Annotated in this window: 17 protein-coding genes; 4 read left to right on the plus strand and 13 right to left on the minus strand. The window is 72.4% G+C overall.

Annotated elements, in window-relative coordinates:
• Window positions 1–17: 17 nt before the first annotated feature.
• The 8 genes from rnc to EJG53_RS11540 form a co-directional block, all read right to left on the minus strand.
• Window positions 18–845: a ribonuclease III gene (gene rnc, locus EJG53_RS11505; protein WP_125044766.1), complete on the minus strand. Its 828-nt coding sequence runs from the start codon at window positions 843–845 to the stop codon at window positions 18–20.
• A gap of 19 nt (window positions 846–864) precedes the next feature.
• Window positions 865–1,038, minus strand: coding sequence for a 50S ribosomal protein L32 (gene rpmF / locus EJG53_RS11510; RefSeq protein ID WP_003951102.1), 174 nt, complete (start codon window positions 1,036–1,038; stop codon window positions 865–867).
• Between the two features lie 2 nt (window positions 1,039–1,040).
• The gene (locus EJG53_RS11515) at window positions 1,041–1,670 is read right to left on the minus strand and encodes a YceD family protein (RefSeq protein WP_174856546.1); all 630 of its coding nucleotides are present in this window, start codon (window positions 1,668–1,670) and stop codon (window positions 1,041–1,043) included.
• A gap of 128 nt (window positions 1,671–1,798) precedes the next feature.
• The gene (locus EJG53_RS11520; protein ID WP_167515283.1) at window positions 1,799–2,899 is read right to left on the minus strand and encodes a cell division initiation protein; all 1,101 of its coding nucleotides are present in this window, start codon (window positions 2,897–2,899) and stop codon (window positions 1,799–1,801) included.
• 97 nt (window positions 2,900–2,996) lie between these two features.
• The gene (gene coaD / locus EJG53_RS11525) at window positions 2,997–3,476 is read right to left on the minus strand and encodes a pantetheine-phosphate adenylyltransferase (RefSeq protein WP_032927549.1); all 480 of its coding nucleotides are present in this window, start codon (window positions 3,474–3,476) and stop codon (window positions 2,997–2,999) included.
• Between the two features lie 26 nt (window positions 3,477–3,502).
• Complete coding sequence (rsmD, locus tag EJG53_RS11530; protein WP_125044769.1) at window positions 3,503–4,087, minus strand: 16S rRNA (guanine(966)-N(2))-methyltransferase RsmD; 585 nt, start codon at window positions 4,085–4,087, stop codon at window positions 3,503–3,505.
• Window positions 4,088–4,241: 154 nt separating this feature from the next.
• The gene (gene recG / locus EJG53_RS11535; RefSeq protein ID WP_174856397.1) at window positions 4,242–6,458 is read right to left on the minus strand and encodes an ATP-dependent DNA helicase RecG; all 2,217 of its coding nucleotides are present in this window, start codon (window positions 6,456–6,458) and stop codon (window positions 4,242–4,244) included.
• Between the two features lie 83 nt (window positions 6,459–6,541).
• Entirely contained in the window at window positions 6,542–8,290 is a 1,749-nt protein-coding gene (locus tag EJG53_RS11540) for a DAK2 domain-containing protein (protein ID WP_125044771.1), read from the minus strand.
• Window positions 8,291–8,503: 213 nt separating this feature from the next.
• Here EJG53_RS11540 and rpmB point away from each other — a divergent pair, with 213 nt between their 5' ends.
• On the plus strand, window positions 8,504–8,689 hold the full coding sequence (rpmB, locus tag EJG53_RS11545) for a 50S ribosomal protein L28 (RefSeq protein WP_003984695.1): 186 nt from the start codon (window positions 8,504–8,506) through the stop codon (window positions 8,687–8,689).
• Between the two features lie 126 nt (window positions 8,690–8,815).
• On the opposite strand, the gene thiD is transcribed toward rpmB, so the two are convergent.
• Both thiD and EJG53_RS11555 read right to left on the minus strand, forming a co-directional pair.
• The gene (gene thiD, locus EJG53_RS11550) at window positions 8,816–9,607 is read right to left on the minus strand and encodes a bifunctional hydroxymethylpyrimidine kinase/phosphomethylpyrimidine kinase (RefSeq protein WP_125044772.1); all 792 of its coding nucleotides are present in this window, start codon (window positions 9,605–9,607) and stop codon (window positions 8,816–8,818) included.
• Between the two features lie 124 nt (window positions 9,608–9,731).
• The gene (locus tag EJG53_RS11555) at window positions 9,732–10,712 is read right to left on the minus strand and encodes a thiamine-phosphate kinase (RefSeq protein WP_125044773.1); all 981 of its coding nucleotides are present in this window, start codon (window positions 10,710–10,712) and stop codon (window positions 9,732–9,734) included.
• Window positions 10,713–10,921: 209 nt separating this feature from the next.
• Here EJG53_RS11555 and EJG53_RS11560 point away from each other — a divergent pair, with 209 nt between their 5' ends.
• Both EJG53_RS11560 and EJG53_RS11565 read left to right on the plus strand, forming a co-directional pair.
• The gene (locus tag EJG53_RS11560; RefSeq protein WP_030018372.1) at window positions 10,922–11,155 is read left to right on the plus strand and encodes an Lrp/AsnC family transcriptional regulator; all 234 of its coding nucleotides are present in this window, start codon (window positions 10,922–10,924) and stop codon (window positions 11,153–11,155) included.
• A 9-nt stretch (window positions 11,156–11,164) separates the two neighbouring features.
• Complete coding sequence (locus tag EJG53_RS11565) at window positions 11,165–11,656, plus strand: DUF3515 domain-containing protein (protein ID WP_125044774.1); 492 nt, start codon at window positions 11,165–11,167, stop codon at window positions 11,654–11,656.
• A gap of 26 nt (window positions 11,657–11,682) precedes the next feature.
• Here EJG53_RS11565 and EJG53_RS11570 read toward each other — a convergent pair whose 3' ends face one another.
• The 3 genes from EJG53_RS11570 to EJG53_RS11580 all read right to left on the minus strand — a co-directional run bounded on the left by EJG53_RS11570 (window position 11,683) and on the right by EJG53_RS11580 (window position 14,736).
• A complete protein-coding gene (locus EJG53_RS11570; protein WP_125044775.1) occupies window positions 11,683–12,819 on the minus strand; it encodes a D-alanine--D-alanine ligase family protein in 1,137 nt (378 codons plus the stop codon).
• Between the two features lie 88 nt (window positions 12,820–12,907).
• Complete coding sequence (locus EJG53_RS11575; protein WP_125044776.1) at window positions 12,908–13,909, minus strand: NAD(P)H-dependent glycerol-3-phosphate dehydrogenase; 1,002 nt, start codon at window positions 13,907–13,909, stop codon at window positions 12,908–12,910.
• On the minus strand, window positions 13,906–14,736 hold the full coding sequence (locus EJG53_RS11580; protein WP_125044777.1) for a lysophospholipid acyltransferase family protein: 831 nt from the start codon (window positions 14,734–14,736) through the stop codon (window positions 13,906–13,908). The genes EJG53_RS11575 and EJG53_RS11580 overlap by 4 nt, the downstream gene beginning before the upstream one ends.
• Before the next feature lie 140 nt (window positions 14,737–14,876).
• Between EJG53_RS11580 and cofC the strand changes: the two genes are divergently transcribed.
• Complete coding sequence (cofC, locus tag EJG53_RS11585; protein WP_244955104.1) at window positions 14,877–15,557, plus strand: 2-phospho-L-lactate guanylyltransferase; 681 nt, start codon at window positions 14,877–14,879, stop codon at window positions 15,555–15,557.
• The last annotated feature ends 18 nt before the right edge of the window (window positions 15,558–15,575 follow it).

Here is a 15,575-nt window from a genome sequence, read left to right on the forward strand (position 1 = left end):
GTGACGACCTCTGCGGCTCAGCCGGAAACGGGCGGCTCCCCCGCCGGGGGAACCACGGGCTCCCCGGCCGGCGGGACGTCCGCGGCCTTCTCGGCCGCTTCGTCCGCCGCCGCGCGGATCGCCCGCCAGGCGGACTCGGCCGCCTGCTGCTCGGCTTCCTTCTTGCTGCGGCCGGTGCCGGTGCCGTACGAGACACCACCGACGCGGGCAGCAGCAGTGAAGGTCTTCTCGTGGTCCGGACCGGTCTCGCTGACCAGGTACTCCGGGACACCGAGACCTTCGGTCGCGGTCAGTTCCTGGAGGCTGGTCTTCCAGTCCAGGCCGGCCCCGAGGCCGGCGGACTTCTCGATGAGCGGGTCGAAGAGCCGGTGCACCAGCTCGCCGGCCGCTTCGAGGCCCTGGTCGAGATAGACCGCGCCGATCACCGCTTCCAGGGTGTCGGCCAGGATGGACGCCTTGTTCCGGCCTCCGGTGCCCTCTTCGCCCCGGCCGAGGCGGATGAAGGCGCCGAGGTCGAGGCCGCGGCCCACCTCGGCGAGTGCGCGCGAGTTGACCACCGCGGCCCGCAGCTTGGCCAACTGGCCTTCGGGCAGGTCGGGGTGGGTGCGGTACAGCGTGTCCGTGACCACCAGGCCGAGCACCGAGTCCCCGAGGAACTCCAGCCGCTCGTTGGTGGGCAGACCGCCGTTCTCGTACGCGTACGAGCGGTGCGTCAGCGCACGCACCAGAAGGGCGGACTCGAGGTGGTACCCGAGCCGCCCTTCCAGAAGCGTGTGGGACGAGGCCGTGTCCGCCGTTGCCGTGTCGGCCCCGCGCTTGCGGGGTGACGTAGGGGCGTCTGACATAGAGCCTGTCACCAGCCGATCAGACCTCGAGGACCTGTCGCTTGTTGTAGGTGCCGCAGCTCGGGCACGCGATGTGCTGCTGCTTCGGCTCGTGGCAGCGCTCGCACGCCACCAGGGTGGGGACCGCAGCCTTCCACTGCGACCGGCGGTGGCGCGTGTTGCTGCGCGACATCTTCCGCTTCGGAACAGCCACGGCTACTTCTCCTGCTTCTCGTCGACGCCCGCTTCGGCGCCGCCCATGTTGTCCTTCTCGCCGGCCGGGTCGGTGGCGAGTCCCTGCAGTGCCGCCCAACGGATGTCGACGGCGTCGTGGTGGTGGTCCGGGTCGTCCGCGAGCCGCGCCCCGCACTGGGAGCACAGGCCCGGACAGTCGTCCTGGCACACCGGCTGCATCGGCAGTGCGAGCACCACCGCATCACGCAGCACGGGTTCGAGGTCGAACAGGTCGTCCTCTAGGAAGAGCGTGTCCTCCTCTTCCTCGGCGTCGTCGCCGGGCTCCGCGGTGCGGTTCCTGGCGTCGGCGTCGGGGTAGGAGAACATCTCCTGGAAGTCCGCTACGAGCTCGCGCTCCAGCGGCTCCAGACACCTTACGCACTCCCCCTGGACCGATGCACGGCCGGTGCCTGTGACAAGCACCCCGTCCATGACGGACTCCAGGCGGAAGTCGAGTTCCACCGGCGCGCCCACGGGCACTCCGATGACCTCGTTGCCGAGGTCCCGGGGGGCCTCGACGGTGCGGGAGAGCCGCTGCAGCGCACCGGGACGACGTCCCAGATCGCGCGTGTCGAACACGAGCGGGGAACGGTGGTCGAGGCGGGCGTTGATGGCTTCCTGCTTTCTACGCTGACGTACGAGCCGCCCCGTCACCGAGAGGCGACCGGGCAGCAGAGATCGCGGACGTACACGCGACCGAAGAGCCAGGATACTGGAACGGTCCCGATAGGCCCAATCCGCTACTGCCGCCCCTCCTCGTACTGCCGCAGCCGGTCCAGATCGATCATGCTCGTGTCGAAGAGGCTGGTCTCGTCGAGCGCGGCGGGCTGCGCCGCCCGGCCCGCGGCGTCCTGCCCCGGCGACTGGGGCTGCTGGAGGTAGGCCGCGTTCGGGTCGTAGGACTGCTGGTGCGGGTGCTGCTGCGCCTGCGGGTCCTGCCAGCCGTAGCCGTACGGGTCCTGCTGCGCGTACGGGGCCTGCTGGTAGCCGTAGACGTCCTGCTGCTGGTAGCCCGGGGCGGTGTAGTCGGCGTAGTGGTCCTGCTGGGCCACGGGCTGGGCCTGCGGCGGCACGGCGGGCTGCGGCGGGGCGTGCGGCTGTGGCGGTACGGGGTCGGCCAGCTCGGCGAGCCCGGCCAGGTACTCGGCGTCGCCGGTGTGGCCCGGGTGGTGCCCGTCGGCCGGTGCGGCGAGGCTGCCCAGCTCGTCCGTCGGGCGGGCGCCCTGGAGCTTGAGCCGGCCGCGGCCGACGGCCTCCAGGGTCTTGGTGAGGACGGCTTCGAAGGCGCCGAACTTGGCGTCCACGTAGCGGTCGGCCCGCTCCTTGAGCGTCTGCGGGTCGGCGCTGTGCTCGGGGGCCTGGATGCCGTCCTCGTCCAGGTGGCCGTCCTCGCCCGGCGCGCGGCCCAGCAGCTTCTCTCGGCCGCGGTCGACCGAGCCGATGGTCTTGGTGAGGACGACCTCGAAGTTGGCCAGTTTGCTGTCCACGTAGTCGTCCGCCTCGGCGCGGACCTCCTCGGCCTCGCGGCGGGCCTCGGCCAGGATGCGGTCGGCCTCGGCCTGGGACTGCCGGGCGACCTCGGTGTCGGAGATCAGCGAGCCGCGGTGGGCGTTGGCGGACTCGATGATCCGCTCCGCCTCGGCACGGGCCTCCTCGACCATCTGCGCACGGTCGCCGAGCACCTCCTGGGCCTGCGCGAGCGACCCGGGCAGCGCGGCCCGCACCTCCTCCAGCATGGCGAGCAGCTCGGCGCGGTTGACCACGCACGAGGCCGACATGGGCATGGACCGGGCGCTGCCGACGGTCCGGACGATCTCGTCGAGCTTTTTCTGCACGTCCACCTTGGACTCGCCACTCTCCGGGTCGGTACGACGGAACGGGGACGACTGTACGTCCACAGCGCCCCGCGCCGACACCTGCTGACGGAAGGTCAGGCCGTCACTCGCTGCCGAGCCGCTTGGTCAGCTCCTCCAGGACGAAGGGCGGCACGAGGTGCGAGACGTCGCCGCCCCAGGCCGCGACCTCCTTGACCAGGCTGGAGGAGAGGAAGCTGTAGGTGGGGCTGGTGGGGATGAAGAGGGTCTCGATGCCGGAGAGGCCGTTGTTCATCTGGGCCATCTGCAGCTCGTAGTCGAAGTCGCTGACCGCCCGCAGCCCCTTGACGATGGCGGGGATGTCGCGCTGCTTGCAGAAGTCGACGAGCAGGCCGTGGAAGGACTCGACCTGGACGTTGCCGTACTCGGCGGTGGCACGGCGGATCAGGTCGATCCGCTCGTCGACCGAGAACAGGCCCTTCTTGGCCTGGTTGATCATCACGGTGACGTGCACGACGTCGTAGAGCCTGGAGGCCCGGGCAATGATGTCCAGATGCCCGTTGGTGATGGGGTCGAACGACCCCGGACAGACTGCGCGGCGCAACTGAGGTTCCTCGCTCTCCGGTCCGGTCATGACGCGTTGTCGCACGTCGAAGCGGCGCGACCGTACCAAAGCGTCCCCTCGCCGTAGCGCCGGGACCGAATGGCCCCGAACCCGGCCGGCCAGGGGAACGGACCGCCTCTGGTGCTCCGCTCCACGGTGACGAGTGCCTCCTCGGCGCACCAGCCCCGCCGGTGGAGTGTGAGCAGGATCTCCTCAAGATCGCCGTCGGTGACGGCGTACGGCGGGTCGAGGAAGAGCACGTCGTACGGCGCGTCCGGGGCCGGTCCGGCGACCACCTGCTCGGCCTTGCCGGCGCGCACCTCGGCGCCCGGCAGACCGACGGTGCGGACGTTGTCCCTGATGGTGCGGACGGCGCGGGCGTCGGCCTCGACCAGCAGGACGTGCGCGGCGCCGCGGGACAGCGCCTCCAGGCCCACGGCGCCGGAGCCGCCGTACAGGTCGAGCACCCGGGCGCCGGACAGCGTGCCGTCCAGCGACTCCCAGGTGGAGAACAGGCCCTCGCGCGCCCGGTCGGAGGTGGGGCGGGTGCCGTTGCCGGGGGGCACGGCCAGGCGCCGGCCGCCGGCGATGCCGGCGATCACGCGGGTCATGGGTCTCGGTCCTTCGCGCTGCGGGTGGGGCGGCCCGCCTGCGCGGACCACTCCCCACGATATGGCGTCGGCCGGGGCGGGGCCGCGCCGCCCGGCCCGGCCTCCCCGGTCGGAGCCTGTGTCATGCCCCCGGCCGGATCGGCGCCCGTCGCTCTCACCCCTTGTCGAGGTACTGCTCGCGCTCGGCGTCCAGCAGGGCCTGGAGGGCGATCCGCAGCTCCGGATAGCCGGTCAGTTCGGGGTCGGCGGCGACGACCGAGGTGGCTTCCTCCCGGGCGGCCTCGATGACCTGCTCGTCCTCGATGACGGCGAGCATCCGCAGGGACGTACGGGCGCCGGACTGGGCCTGGCCGAGGACGTCGCCCTCGCGGCGCTGCTCCAGGTCGATACGGGACAGCTCGAAGCCGTCCAGGGTGCCGGCGACCGCGGCGAGCCGGGCCCGCGCGGGGCTGGCCTCGGGCATCTCGCTGACCAGCAGGCACAGGCCGGGCGCGGAGCCGCGGCCGACCCGGCCGCGCAACTGGTGCAACTGGGAGACGCCGAAGCGGTCCGCGTCCATGATCACCATGGCGGTGGCGTTGGGCACGTTCACCCCGACCTCGATGACGGTGGTGGCCACCAGCGCGTCCACCTCGCCGGCCGCGAACCGGCGCATCACCGCGTCCTTGTCGTCCGGGTGCATCCGGCCGTGCAGTACCTCGACGCGCAGCCCGGCGAGCGGCCCCTTCGTCAGTTGCTCGGCGACGTCCAGGACGGCGAGCGGGGGCCGCTTGTCCTCCCCCGCCGCTGCCTCCTCCGCGGACTTCTTCTTGGCGCCCTTGCCCTTCGGCGCCTCCTCCTCGTCACCGATGCGGGGGCACACCACGTACGCCTGATGGCCGTTCCCGACCTCCTCGCGCACCCGTTCCCAAGCCCGCGCCAGGAAGTGCGGCTTGTCCTTGGCGGGCACGACATGGCTGGCGATCGGCGAGCGCCCGGCGGGGAGTTGGTCCAGTACGGACGTCTCCAGGTCGCCGAAGACGGTCATCGCGACCGTACGGGGAATGGGGGTGGCCGTCATGACGAGGAGGTGCGGCGGCTGCTTGCCCTTGCCGCGCAGCGCGTCCCGCTGCTCCACGCCGAAGCGGTGCTGCTCGTCGACGACGACCAGGCCCAGGTCGTGGAACTGCACCTTGTCCTCGATCAGCGCATGGGTGCCGATGACGATGCCGGCCTCGCCCGTGACGAGGTCGAGCAGGGCCTGCCGGCGGGCGGCGGCCCCCATCGAGCCCGTCAGCAGCACCACCTTGGTCCCGTGCTCGGCGCCGCCGAGCATGCCCCCTTCGGCCAGCTCCCCCATCATCTCCGTGATGGACCGGTGGTGCTGCTGGGCGAGCACTTCGGTGGGCGCGAGCATGGCCGCCTGCCCGCCGGTGTCCACGACGGCGAGCATGGCGCGCAGGGCCACCATGGTTTTTCCGCTGCCCACTTCCCCTTGCAGGAGCCGGTGCATCGGATGGTCCGTCGCCAGGTCGCCGAAGATTTCGCGGCTGACCTTCTGCTGGCCTTCGGTGAGGGTGAAGGGGAGTTTCGCGTCGAAGGCGTCGAGCAGGCCGCCGGGGGTCAACGGCCGGGGGGTGGCGGGGAGTTGGGTTTCCGCCATGCGGCGGCGGGCGAGGGCCACCTGGAGGACGAACGCCTCGTCCCACTTGAGCCGGGAGCGGGCGTCCTCGATGTCGGCCTTCGTGCGGGGGCGGTGGATCTTCTCCAGTGCGTCCGGGAGCGGCAGCAGGGCCCGGCCCGCGCGCAGGGCCTCCGGCAGCGGGTCCAGTGCCTCGCGGGCGCTGGGCAGCACCGCGTCGACGGCCTTGGTGATCTTCCAGGAGGCCATCTGCTGGCAGGCCGGGTAGATCGGCATGAGGCGGCCCGCGAACGCGTCCACGGCTTCCTCGCCGGCCTCGGCACCCTCGCCTTCCAGCAGCGCGTACTCGGGGTGGGCCAGTTGCAGCTTGCGGTTGAAGACCGAGACCTTGCCCGCGAACATCGCGCGGCGGCCGGGCAGCAGGTCCTTGTGCGGTTTGTGGATGCCCTTGCCGAAGAAGACGAGCTGGAGGCGGCCGCTGCCGTCGGTGAGGGTCACTTCCAGGCGCTGGCCGCGGCCGTTGTTGAACTTCAGCACGCGGGCGTCCGCGACCCGCGCGACGACCGTGACGTGTTCGTCCAGCGGCAGGTCGGAGAGCCGGGTCAGCTCACCGCGCTCCGCGTATCTGCGCGGATAGTGGTGGAGCAGGTCGCCGACCGTGTGCAGGCCGAGGTGCTCGGCCATCACCTTGGCGGTGGTGCCACCGAGAATCTTCTTCAGGGGTTCGTCGAGCGCGGACACGATGACCATTGCACACCACGCCACTGACAACCGGCGGCAGGCCCCGGAATTCCGCCGGGGTGGTACGCATTTCCGCACCGCCTTCCAGGGCGTTATTCGACGCCGATGAGAAGGGGCGCGCCGCGCTGCCCGCCTTCGTAGACGACGGTGTCCACGGCCAGGTGGCGTTCCCGTACGTGCCTTTCCAGGCGGTCCGCGAGGGAATCCGGGAAGTCCGCGCCCAGGACGAGCGTCACCATTTCGCCGCCCGCGGAGAGCATCCGGTCCAGTACGGTCACCGCGGTCTCGGCCAGGTCGGAGCCGATCACCACCACGTCCCCGTCGATCAGCCCGAGGACGTCCCCGGCCTGGCAGACGCCGGCCATCGTCCAGGACTGCCGTTCGGCGACGGCCAGCTCCGCGTAGCGGGTGGCGCCCGCGGCCGAGGTCATGGCCACCATGTCCTCGTCGAAGCTGCGGGCGGGCTCGTGCACGGCCAGCGCGGCGATGCCCTGGACGGCGGCGCGGGTGGGGATCAGGGCGACCCGTACGCCTTCGGTACGGGCCTGCTCGGCCGCGGCGGCCGCCGTGTGCCGCAGTTCGGGGTCGTTGGGCAGCAGCATCACCTCGCGGGCGTTCGCCTGCCGGATGGCCTGCACCAGCTCGCCGCTGGCGGGCGGCTCGCCGGGGCGTACGGTCACCGGGGTCGCGCCGGCCTCGGCGCACAGGCCGGCGAGCCCGTCGCCCGGCACCACGGCCACCACGGCGCGCGCCGCCGGCTCGGGCGCGCGGCGGCGGGCGCCCCGGCCGCCGCCGTCCGGTGTCCCGAAGTGGGTGATGCGGATGCGGTACGGGCGGCCCGCCTCGATGCCCGCCTCGACGGCGGCGCCGGCGTCGTCCACGTGGACGTGCACGTTCCACAGGCCGTCGCCGCCGACGACCACCAGGGAGTCGCCGAGGGCGTCCAGGCGGGTGCGGAGCCGGGCCACGGCGGCGTCGTCGGCCTCCAGGAGGTAGATCACTTCGAAGGCGGGGCCGTCCGGGTCGGCTTCGTCCCCGTGCCGCCCCTCGGGGCCGGACCCGTTCCCCTCCGCCGCCGGACAGCCGCCCGCCACCGGTACGGGAGCGTCCGGCCGTACGGTGATCGCCGCCGTCGGCACCTCCCCTGAGAGCGCCCCGGCCAGCGCGCCCAGCAGGGCGACCAGGCCGCAGCCTCCCGCGTCCACGACGCCCGCCCGGCCCAGGACCGCCAGTTGCCCCGGCGTCGCGTCCAGGGCCGTACGTGCTCCCTCGTACGCGGCCCGCGCCACGGCTGCCGGGGTCCCGTCGGCCCGCTCGGCCGCCTGTGCGGCCGCGGTGGCGACCGTGAGGACCGTGCCCTCGACGGGGTGCGCCACCGCCTCGTACGTCGATTCGGCCGCGCGCCGCAGGGCCTGCTTCAGCACCGCCGCCGGACCGCCGGGCCCGGACCCGGCCGTACCCCCGTCCCCGTCCCCCAGGATCTCCGCCATCCCGCGCAGCAACTGCGCGAGGATCGTCCCGGAATTGCCGTGGGCCCCGATCAGGGCCCCGTGGGCCATGGCGCCGACGGCGTCGGCCAGGTCCGGTGCGGTGCCCGAGGCGCCGTGCCCGTCGAAGGCGGCCTCGACCGCGCGGGCCGCGGACTCCACGGTCAGGTACAGGTTGGTGCCGGTGTCGCCGTCGGCCACGGGGTAGACGTTGATCGCGTCGATCCGCTCGCGCTCGCGGCCCAGGGCCTGGAGCGCGAGGGCGCACCAGGTACGTACCGCATCGGCGTCGAGCGGGTGCGGCACCGTTCGTCCTCCTCGGCCAGCGGCCCTCGGCGGGCTCGGCTCGGTCATGCGATCCACCGCACAGTAGTGGCGCGGGGGCCCGGCGGCGGGGCGGGGGCCGGGGCGCTCATGGTAGTTTCGTTCTACGGGAGCGGTCGTTGTATGCTGCTCCGGTTGCCCGATGCGAATCGGGCCATTCCTCTCCTGGCGAATCGGGTCGGTTCAATGCACTCCGCTCGTCGGGATTCACCGTAAGTGCATCTGAAGTCTTTGGAGTGACCCGTGGCTGCCAACTGCGACGTCTGCGGCAAGGGGCCGGGCTTCGGCAAGAGCGTTTCCCACTCGCACCGCCGTACCAACCGTCGTTGGAACCCCAACATCCAGACGGTGCGCGCGGTCATCGGGCGCACGCCGAAGCGGCTCAACGTCTGCACCTCGTGCATCAAGGCCGGCAAGGTCTCGCGCTGACGTCCTAGTCGTAGCGCAGCCCCGCCGGTTGCCTGAAAGCCGGTCCACCTCGGTGGACCGGCTTTTTGCCGTACCCGGAGGCCGGTACGCCGGGAGCCCGGGAGGGGCGCGCACCGGGCACGCGCCCTAGTTCCGCATCCGCCACCCGTGATCCACCGGCCCGATCCCCGCGCCCAGCCGGAAGCCGCCCGCGATGGCGCCGGTCACGTACTCCTTGGCCGCCGCCACGGCCTCCGGGACCGTGTCCCCCAGCGCGAGCCGGGCGGCGACGGCGCTGGCCAGGGTGCAGCCGGTGCCGTGGGTGTGCCGGTTGTCGTGCCGCGGGGCGCGCAGCCAGTGTTCCTCGGCGCCGTCGGTGAGCAGGTCGACGGCGTCGCCCTCCAGGTGGCCGCCCTTGATCAGCGCCCAGCGCGGGCCGAAGCCGAGGACCGCGGCGGCGGCGCGCGGCAGATCGGCCTCGTCCCGTACCCGTACGCCGGTGAGCTGGGTCACTTCGTCGAGGTTGGGGGTGGCGAGGGTGGCTGTCGGCAGCAGCTTGGTGCGGACGGCGTCCAGCGCCGAGGCGGCCAGCAGGGCGTCGCCGTGCTTGGAGACGCCGACCGGGTCGACGACGACCGGCGCGGACACCCCGGCGAGCAGGGCGGCGACGGTCTCGACCAGTTCGGGTGAGGACAGCATCCCGGTCTTGACCGCCTGGACGCCGATGTCGTCGACGACGCTGCGGAACTGGGCCCGGACGGCTTCGGCGGGCAGTTCCCACGCGCCCTGCACGCCGAGCGAGTTCTGCGCGGTGACGGCGGTCAGCACGCTCATGCCGTGCGTGCCGAGCGCCAGCATCGTCTTCAGGTCGGCCTGGATGCCCGCGCCGCCGCCGGAGTCGGACCCGGCGACGGTCAGGACGCGTGGAGGTGTGCGCATACCGGCGAATCTACCGGGGCGCGGTGCGGGGGCTGCCCGCGGTCCCTGAGGCGCGGACCGGCCCCGCGGTTCCCCGCGCGAAGCCCCTGCCTGCGGTCCCCGAGGCGCTGAACAGGCCCGTGCCTCAGGCGCCCGCCTGCTCGCCGTCCTCGTCCCCGCCGAAGTGGTCCCAGCCCGCGCTGGACCAGGGTGCGCCGTCCACCGTGACCTGCGGCAGCGCCGACGGGTGCAGCACCTCGCCGATCACCTTCCAGCGGGCGGGCAGTTTCACGTCGGGCGGGAACGTCGCCACGATGGCGTGGTCCTCGCCCCCGTTGAGCACCCACTGCATCGGGTCCACGCCGACCGCCGTACCGATGTCGGACATCTGCGAGGGGATGTCGATCTGGCCCGAGCGCAGGTCGATCCGGACCTTGCTGGCCTCGGCGATGTGGCCCAGGTCGGCGACCAGGCCGTCGCTGACGTCCGTCATGGCGGTGGCGCCGAGACCGGCCGCCGCGGGGCCCGCGTGGTACGGGGGTTCGGGGCGGCGGTGCGCCTCCACGAAGGCGCGCGGGGAGCGGAAGCCCCGGGTGAGGACCGCGTAGCCGGCCGCCGACCAGCCGAGCCAGCCGGTGACGGCGACGACGTCGCCCGGCTGGGCACCGGATCGGGTGACCGGTTCCTGGTTGCGCAGGTCACCCAGGGCGGTGATGGCGACGGTGATCGTGTCACCGCGTACGACATCGCCGCCGACCACGGCGGCGCCCGCCACCTGGCACTCGTCGCGCAGCCCGTCCATCAGCTCGGTCGCCCAGGTCGCGGGCAGTTCGGCGGGCACGACCAGGCCGAGCAGGATGGCGGTGGGCACCGCTCCCATGGCGGCGATGTCGGCCAGGTTCTGCGCGGCGGCCTTGCGGCCCACGTCGTAGGCGGTGGACCAGTCGCGGCGGAAGTGCCGCCCTTCGAGGAGGACGTCGGTGCTGGCCACGACCCTGCGGTCGGGCGCGGTGACCACCGCGGCGTCGTCGCCCGGACCGATCCGTACGGCCGGGGTGGCGGTGAGCCGGGAGGTCAGCTCCCTGATCAGCCCGAACTCTCCCAGCTCGCCCACGGTGCCCTTCATGCTGCTGCCCTTCCGATGCGTACGGACCATCCGTACTGCGCTGCCGATCCGTACTCCGTCGCCTCGGGTCCGGCCCCCGCTCCCCCGGGGCGGCCGGTCCCCGCGCCGCGCGTCGCGTTCCCCGCCCGGGTCTCCCCGGCGCGCGCGCCGACGCGGTACCGTGGCGTCCCTTCTTCCCACATGATCCTCGAAGCCGCCCTGGAGGTCCCGTGGTACAGGCGTACATCCTGATCCAGACCGAGGTGGGCAAGGCGTCGGCCGTGGCGGAAGTGATCGCCAAGATCCCCGGCGTGATCCAGGCCGAGGACGTCACCGGCCCGTACGACGTGATCGTGCGGGCCCAGGCCGACACGGTCGACGAACTCGGCCGCATGGTGGTCGCCAAGGTTCAGCAGGTGGACGGCATCACCCGCACCCTGACCTGCCCGGTGGTCCATCTCTAGCTCCCCCGTATGCTCGGCCGGGTGATCTCCTCGTCGCGCCGGCTGCTGGTTCCGGCCCTGCTCACCGTGGCGTTCGCCGCGGTGGGCTGCTCGTCCTCGGCCCCCACCGCCGCCCCCGCGCCCGAGGGCGACTCCGCGCGGCAGTGCCGGGCGCTCCGGAAGGAGTTGCCGCGGACCGTGGACGGGCTGGAGCGGGGCACCGCCGACCCGGTCTCGGACTTCACCGCCGTCTGGGGCGATCCCCCCGTCAAGCTGCGCTGCGGGGTACCCAAACCCGCCGTGCTGACGCCCGGGAGTGAACATTACAACCCCGGTGCGGACGCGGCGGAAGTCGACGGTGTCGACTGGCTCTTCGAGCGGCAGGACGACGGATACCGCTTCACGACCGTACTGCGCAAGACGTATGTCGAGGTGAGCGTTCCGGGGAAGTACGCCCCCGAGGTCGATGTGCTCACCGACCTCGCGGACGCCGTACGCAAGACGGTGCCGGCCGGGGTCTGAGGCCGCCGGCCGGGCAGGTCCGGAGGTCAGCGCAGCCCGGTGGAGCGCCGCAGCGCCGCCTGGATCAGCCGGTCGACCAGTTCGGGGTAGCTGACGCCGGTCTCCTGCCACATCCTCGGGTACATCGAGATGGGCGTGAAACCGGGCAGCGTGTTGATCTCGTTGATCACGAACTCACCGTTGTCCTGGAGGAAGAAGTCGGCGCGCACCAGTCCCTCGCAGGAGGCCGCCTCGAAGGCCGCCACGGCCAGCTCCTGGACGCGCGCGGTCTGCTCGCCGGTGAGCGGGGCGGGCACCAGGCCGGCGGCCGAGTCGATGTACTTGGCCTCGAAGTCGTAGAAGGAGTGGTCGGAGACCGGCGGGATCTCGGCCGGGACGCTGGCGCGCGGGCCGTCCGCGAACTCCAGGACGCCGCACTCGATCTCCCGGCCGGTCAGCAGCGACTCCACGATGATCTTGGGGTCGTGGCGGCGGGCCTCCTCGACGGCCGCGTCCAGGCCGGAGACGTCGTCCACCTTGGTGATGCCCATGGAGGAACCGGCGCGGGCGGGCTTCACGAACAGCGGCCAGCCGTGTTCCGCGGCGAAGTCCACGATCTTCTTGCGGGCCGCCGCGGGGTCCTGCTCCCACTCGCGGGGGCGGACGACCTCGTACGGGCCGACCGGCAGCCCGAAGGAGGTGAACACCCGCTTCATGTAGTCCTTGTCCTGGCCGACGGCCGAGGCGAGCACCCCGGAGCCCACGTAGGGCACGCCGGACAGTTCCAGGAGGCCCTGGAGGGTGCCGTCCTCACCGTACGGGCCGTGCAGCACCGGGAAGACGACATCGACCTCGCCGAGCGCCTTGGGCACCGCGCCCGGCTCGCTGTAGACGACCTCGCGGCTGGTCGGGTCCACCGGCAGGACGACGGCGCCCTCGGCGGATTCGCTCAGCTCCGCCACGTCCGGCAGCTTCCGGTCCGTGATGGCCATCCGCTCCGGGGCGTCGGCGGTCAGCACCCACCGGCCGTCGGTCGTGATGCCGATGGGCAGCACGTCGTACTTCTCGCGGTCGATGGCGGCCAGCACGGCACCCGCGGTGACCACGGAGATGGCGTGCTCGGAGCTGCGCCCGCCGAACACGACGGCGACGCGGGGCTTCTGGGAAGGGGTCTCGCTGCTCATATCGCGTTGAGCGTACCTGCTGCCCCAGGAGGGCCGGTGGCGCAGCCCCGGGAGCGGCCGCGGGCCCCCACAGGGCGTGAACGCTCGGTCAGTGCCGCTCGGGCTTGGCGCTGCGCGACATCAGTTCCTTGAGGGCCACCAGCGGCGGCTTGCCCTCGTGGACGATGTCCACGACCGTCTCGGTGATCGGCATGTCGACGCCGTGCCGGCGGGCGAGATCCAGTACCGACTCGCAGGACTTGACGCCCTCCGCGGTCTGCTTGGTGACCGCGATGGTCTCCTCCAGCGACATGCCGCGGCCGAGGTTGGCGCCGAAGGTGTTGTTGCGGGAGAGCGGCGAGGAGCAGGTGGCGACCAGGTCGCCCATGCCGGCGAGACCGGCGAAGGTGTGCGCGTCGGCGCCCATCGCCAGGCCCAGCCGGGTCGTTTCGGCGAGGCCGCGGGTGATCAGGGACGCCTTGGCGTTGTCGCCCAGGCCCATGCCGCCGGCCATGCCGACCGCCAGCGCGATGACGTTCTTGACCGCGCCGCCCAGCTCGGCACCGACCACGTCCGTGTTGGTGTACGGGCGGAAGTACGGGGTGTGGCAGGCGGCCTGGAGGCGCCGGGCCACGGCTTCGTCCACACAGGCGACGACCGCGGCGGCGGGCTGCCGGGCGGCGATCTCCTTGGCGAGGTTGGGGCCGGTCAGCACCGCGACCCGCTCGGCGGGGGCCTTGGCGACCTCTTCGACGACCTCGCTCATCCGCTTGGCGGTGCCCAGTTCGACGCCCTTCATCAGGGAGACCAGGACCGTGTCGGCGGGCAGCAGCGGCGCCCAGGCGGCGAGGTTCTCGCGCAGCGTCTGCGAGGGGATGGCCAGGACGGTGAAATCGGCGCCGTGCGCGGCCTCCGCGGGGTCGGTGGTGGCCCGTACGGTCTCCGGCAGCTCCGCGTCCGGCAGATAGTCGGGGTTGGTCCGGCCGGTGTTGATGGCGTCGACCAGGCCCGCTCTGCGGCCCCACATCGTCACCTCGCAGCCCGCGTCGCCGAGCACCATCGCGAATGCGGTGCCCCAGGACCCCGTGCCGTAGACGGCGCAGCGCGTCACTTGCCTTCATCCTCCTGTGTCTTCGGTGCCTGGTCGTCCAGTTTCACGCCCTGCTCGTCCAGCTTCCGCGCCCGCTCGGCCTTCTGCTGCTCGCGGCGGGCCCGGCTGCGCCGGACGGCGTCCTTGCGGTGGTCGTACGGCTCGGCCGGCGCCGGTTCGTTCCGTACCTCGGCGAGGATCGCGGTGACGGCGGCCATGACCTTGTCGGTCACCTCGCGCAGCACCTCGGCGGTGGGCTCCTTGCCGTAGAACTCGCTCAGGTCGACCGCCGGGCCCGCCTTGACCCGCAGGGTCTTGCGGGGGAAGAGCCGGAGCTTCTTCTCCTTGGCGTACGGCGGCATGACCTCGTTGGCGCCCCACTGCGCCACCGGGATGACCGGGGCCTTGGTGAGCAACGCCACCCGGGCGGCCCCCGTCTTGCCCTGCATGGGCCACATGTCGGGGTCGCGGGTGAGGGTGCCCTCGGGGTAGAAGGCGACGCATTCGCCCTTGTTGATGGCGGCGACGGCGGCGCGGAAGGCCACCGCGGCGTCGGCGGATTCCCGGTAGACGGGGATCTGGCCGGTTCCGCGCATCATCAGGCCGACGAAGCCGCCCTTGAAGAGTCCGGACTTGGCGAGGAATCGCGGGACCCGGCCGGTGTTGTACTGGTAGTGCGCATACGACAGCGGGTCCAGATACGAGTTGTGGTTGACCGCGGTGATGAATCCGCCGTCGGCGGGAATGTGCTCCATTCCCTGCCAGTCCCGCTTGAACAGAACCAGGAGCGGCGGTTTGCAGATGACCGCGGCCAAGCGGTACCAGAAGCCGATTCTGCGGCGGGACACTGGGACACCCTCCTTGTGGGATCTGCTGAGCTGCTGCGACCCGGCAGCCGCACAAGTGTCGCCCCAGGTACCCGCTATGTCGAGAACACCGTAACCCCGCCGCTCACGGAAGGCGGTGACGGCGGGTGAGAATGAGGGCGATGCGAAGAGACGGAGCGGACGTGGGCTGGAGCCTGGTCGTACCGCTGAAACCCCTGGTACGGGCGAAGAGCAGGCTGTCCCGGGCGGCGGGGGAAGAGCTCCGGCCCCAGTTGGCACTGGCGTTCGCGCTGGACACCGTGACGGCTGCGCTGGCCTGCGAAGACGTCCTGGATGTGGCGGTTGTCACGGACGATCCGGTGGCCGGGGAGCGGTTGGCGGCCCTCGGAGCGCGGGTCGTCGCGGACGTTCCGGGCCGCGGCCTGAACGCTGCGCTGGCGTACGGCGCGGATCAGGTGCGGCGGCGGCGCGCCGCCGCGGCCGTGGCGGCACTGAACGCGGATCTCCCGGCGTTGCGCCCCGCGGAACTGACGCGGGTGCTGTCGGCGGCCGCGGCATTTCCCCGGGCATTTCTCGCGGATGCGGCGGAAATCGGGACGACACTGCTGTGCGCGGCGCCGGGAGTGGAATTGGCACCCGCTTTCGGGGGGCCGTCCCGGGCGCGTCACCGCGAATCGGGAGCGCGGGAGATCGTGCTGCCGGGGACCGAATCCGTACGCCGGGACGTGGACACCGGGGAGGACCTGCGGGCCGCGCTGGCACTGGGTGTGGGGCGGCACACCGCCCGCTGTGTGCCGCGGATGCGGGCTTACGCGGCGGCGGAAGGCGTCCGGGCGCCCTGAGGGAGTCTTCGAGAAGTG

The sequence above is a fragment of the Streptomyces chrestomyceticus JCM 4735 genome, assembly GCF_003865135.1.
Taxonomy (GTDB): Bacteria; Actinomycetota; Actinomycetes; order Streptomycetales; family Streptomycetaceae; genus Streptomyces; species Streptomyces chrestomyceticus.

Bases quoted from the DNA above. Each gene is read 5' to 3' on its own strand.
- thiD (WP_125044772.1), bottom strand. From the start codon at position 9,607: ATGCGCACACCTCCACGCGTCCTGACCGTCGCCGGGTCCGACTCCGGC.
- cofC (WP_244955104.1), top strand. From the start codon at position 14,877: ATGCGAAGAGACGGAGCGGACGTGGGCTGGAGCCTGGTCGTACCGCTG.
- EJG53_RS11570 (WP_125044775.1), bottom strand. From the start codon at position 12,819: ATGAGCAGCGAGACCCCTTCCCAGAAGCCCCGCGTCGCCGTCGTGTTC.
- rnc (WP_125044766.1), bottom strand. From the start codon at position 845: ATGTCAGACGCCCCTACGTCACCCCGCAAGCGCGGGGCCGACACGGCA.
- EJG53_RS11540 (WP_125044771.1), bottom strand. From the start codon at position 8,290: ATGACCGAGCCGAGCCCGCCGAGGGCCGCTGGCCGAGGAGGACGAACG.
- rsmD (WP_125044769.1), bottom strand. From the start codon at position 4,087: ATGACCCGCGTGATCGCCGGCATCGCCGGCGGCCGGCGCCTGGCCGTG.
- EJG53_RS11555 (WP_125044773.1), bottom strand. From the start codon at position 10,712: ATGAAGGGCACCGTGGGCGAGCTGGGAGAGTTCGGGCTGATCAGGGAG.
- recG (WP_174856397.1), bottom strand. From the start codon at position 6,458: ATGGTCATCGTGTCCGCGCTCGACGAACCCCTGAAGAAGATTCTCGGT.
- EJG53_RS11565 (WP_125044774.1), top strand. From the start codon at position 11,165: ATGCTCGGCCGGGTGATCTCCTCGTCGCGCCGGCTGCTGGTTCCGGCC.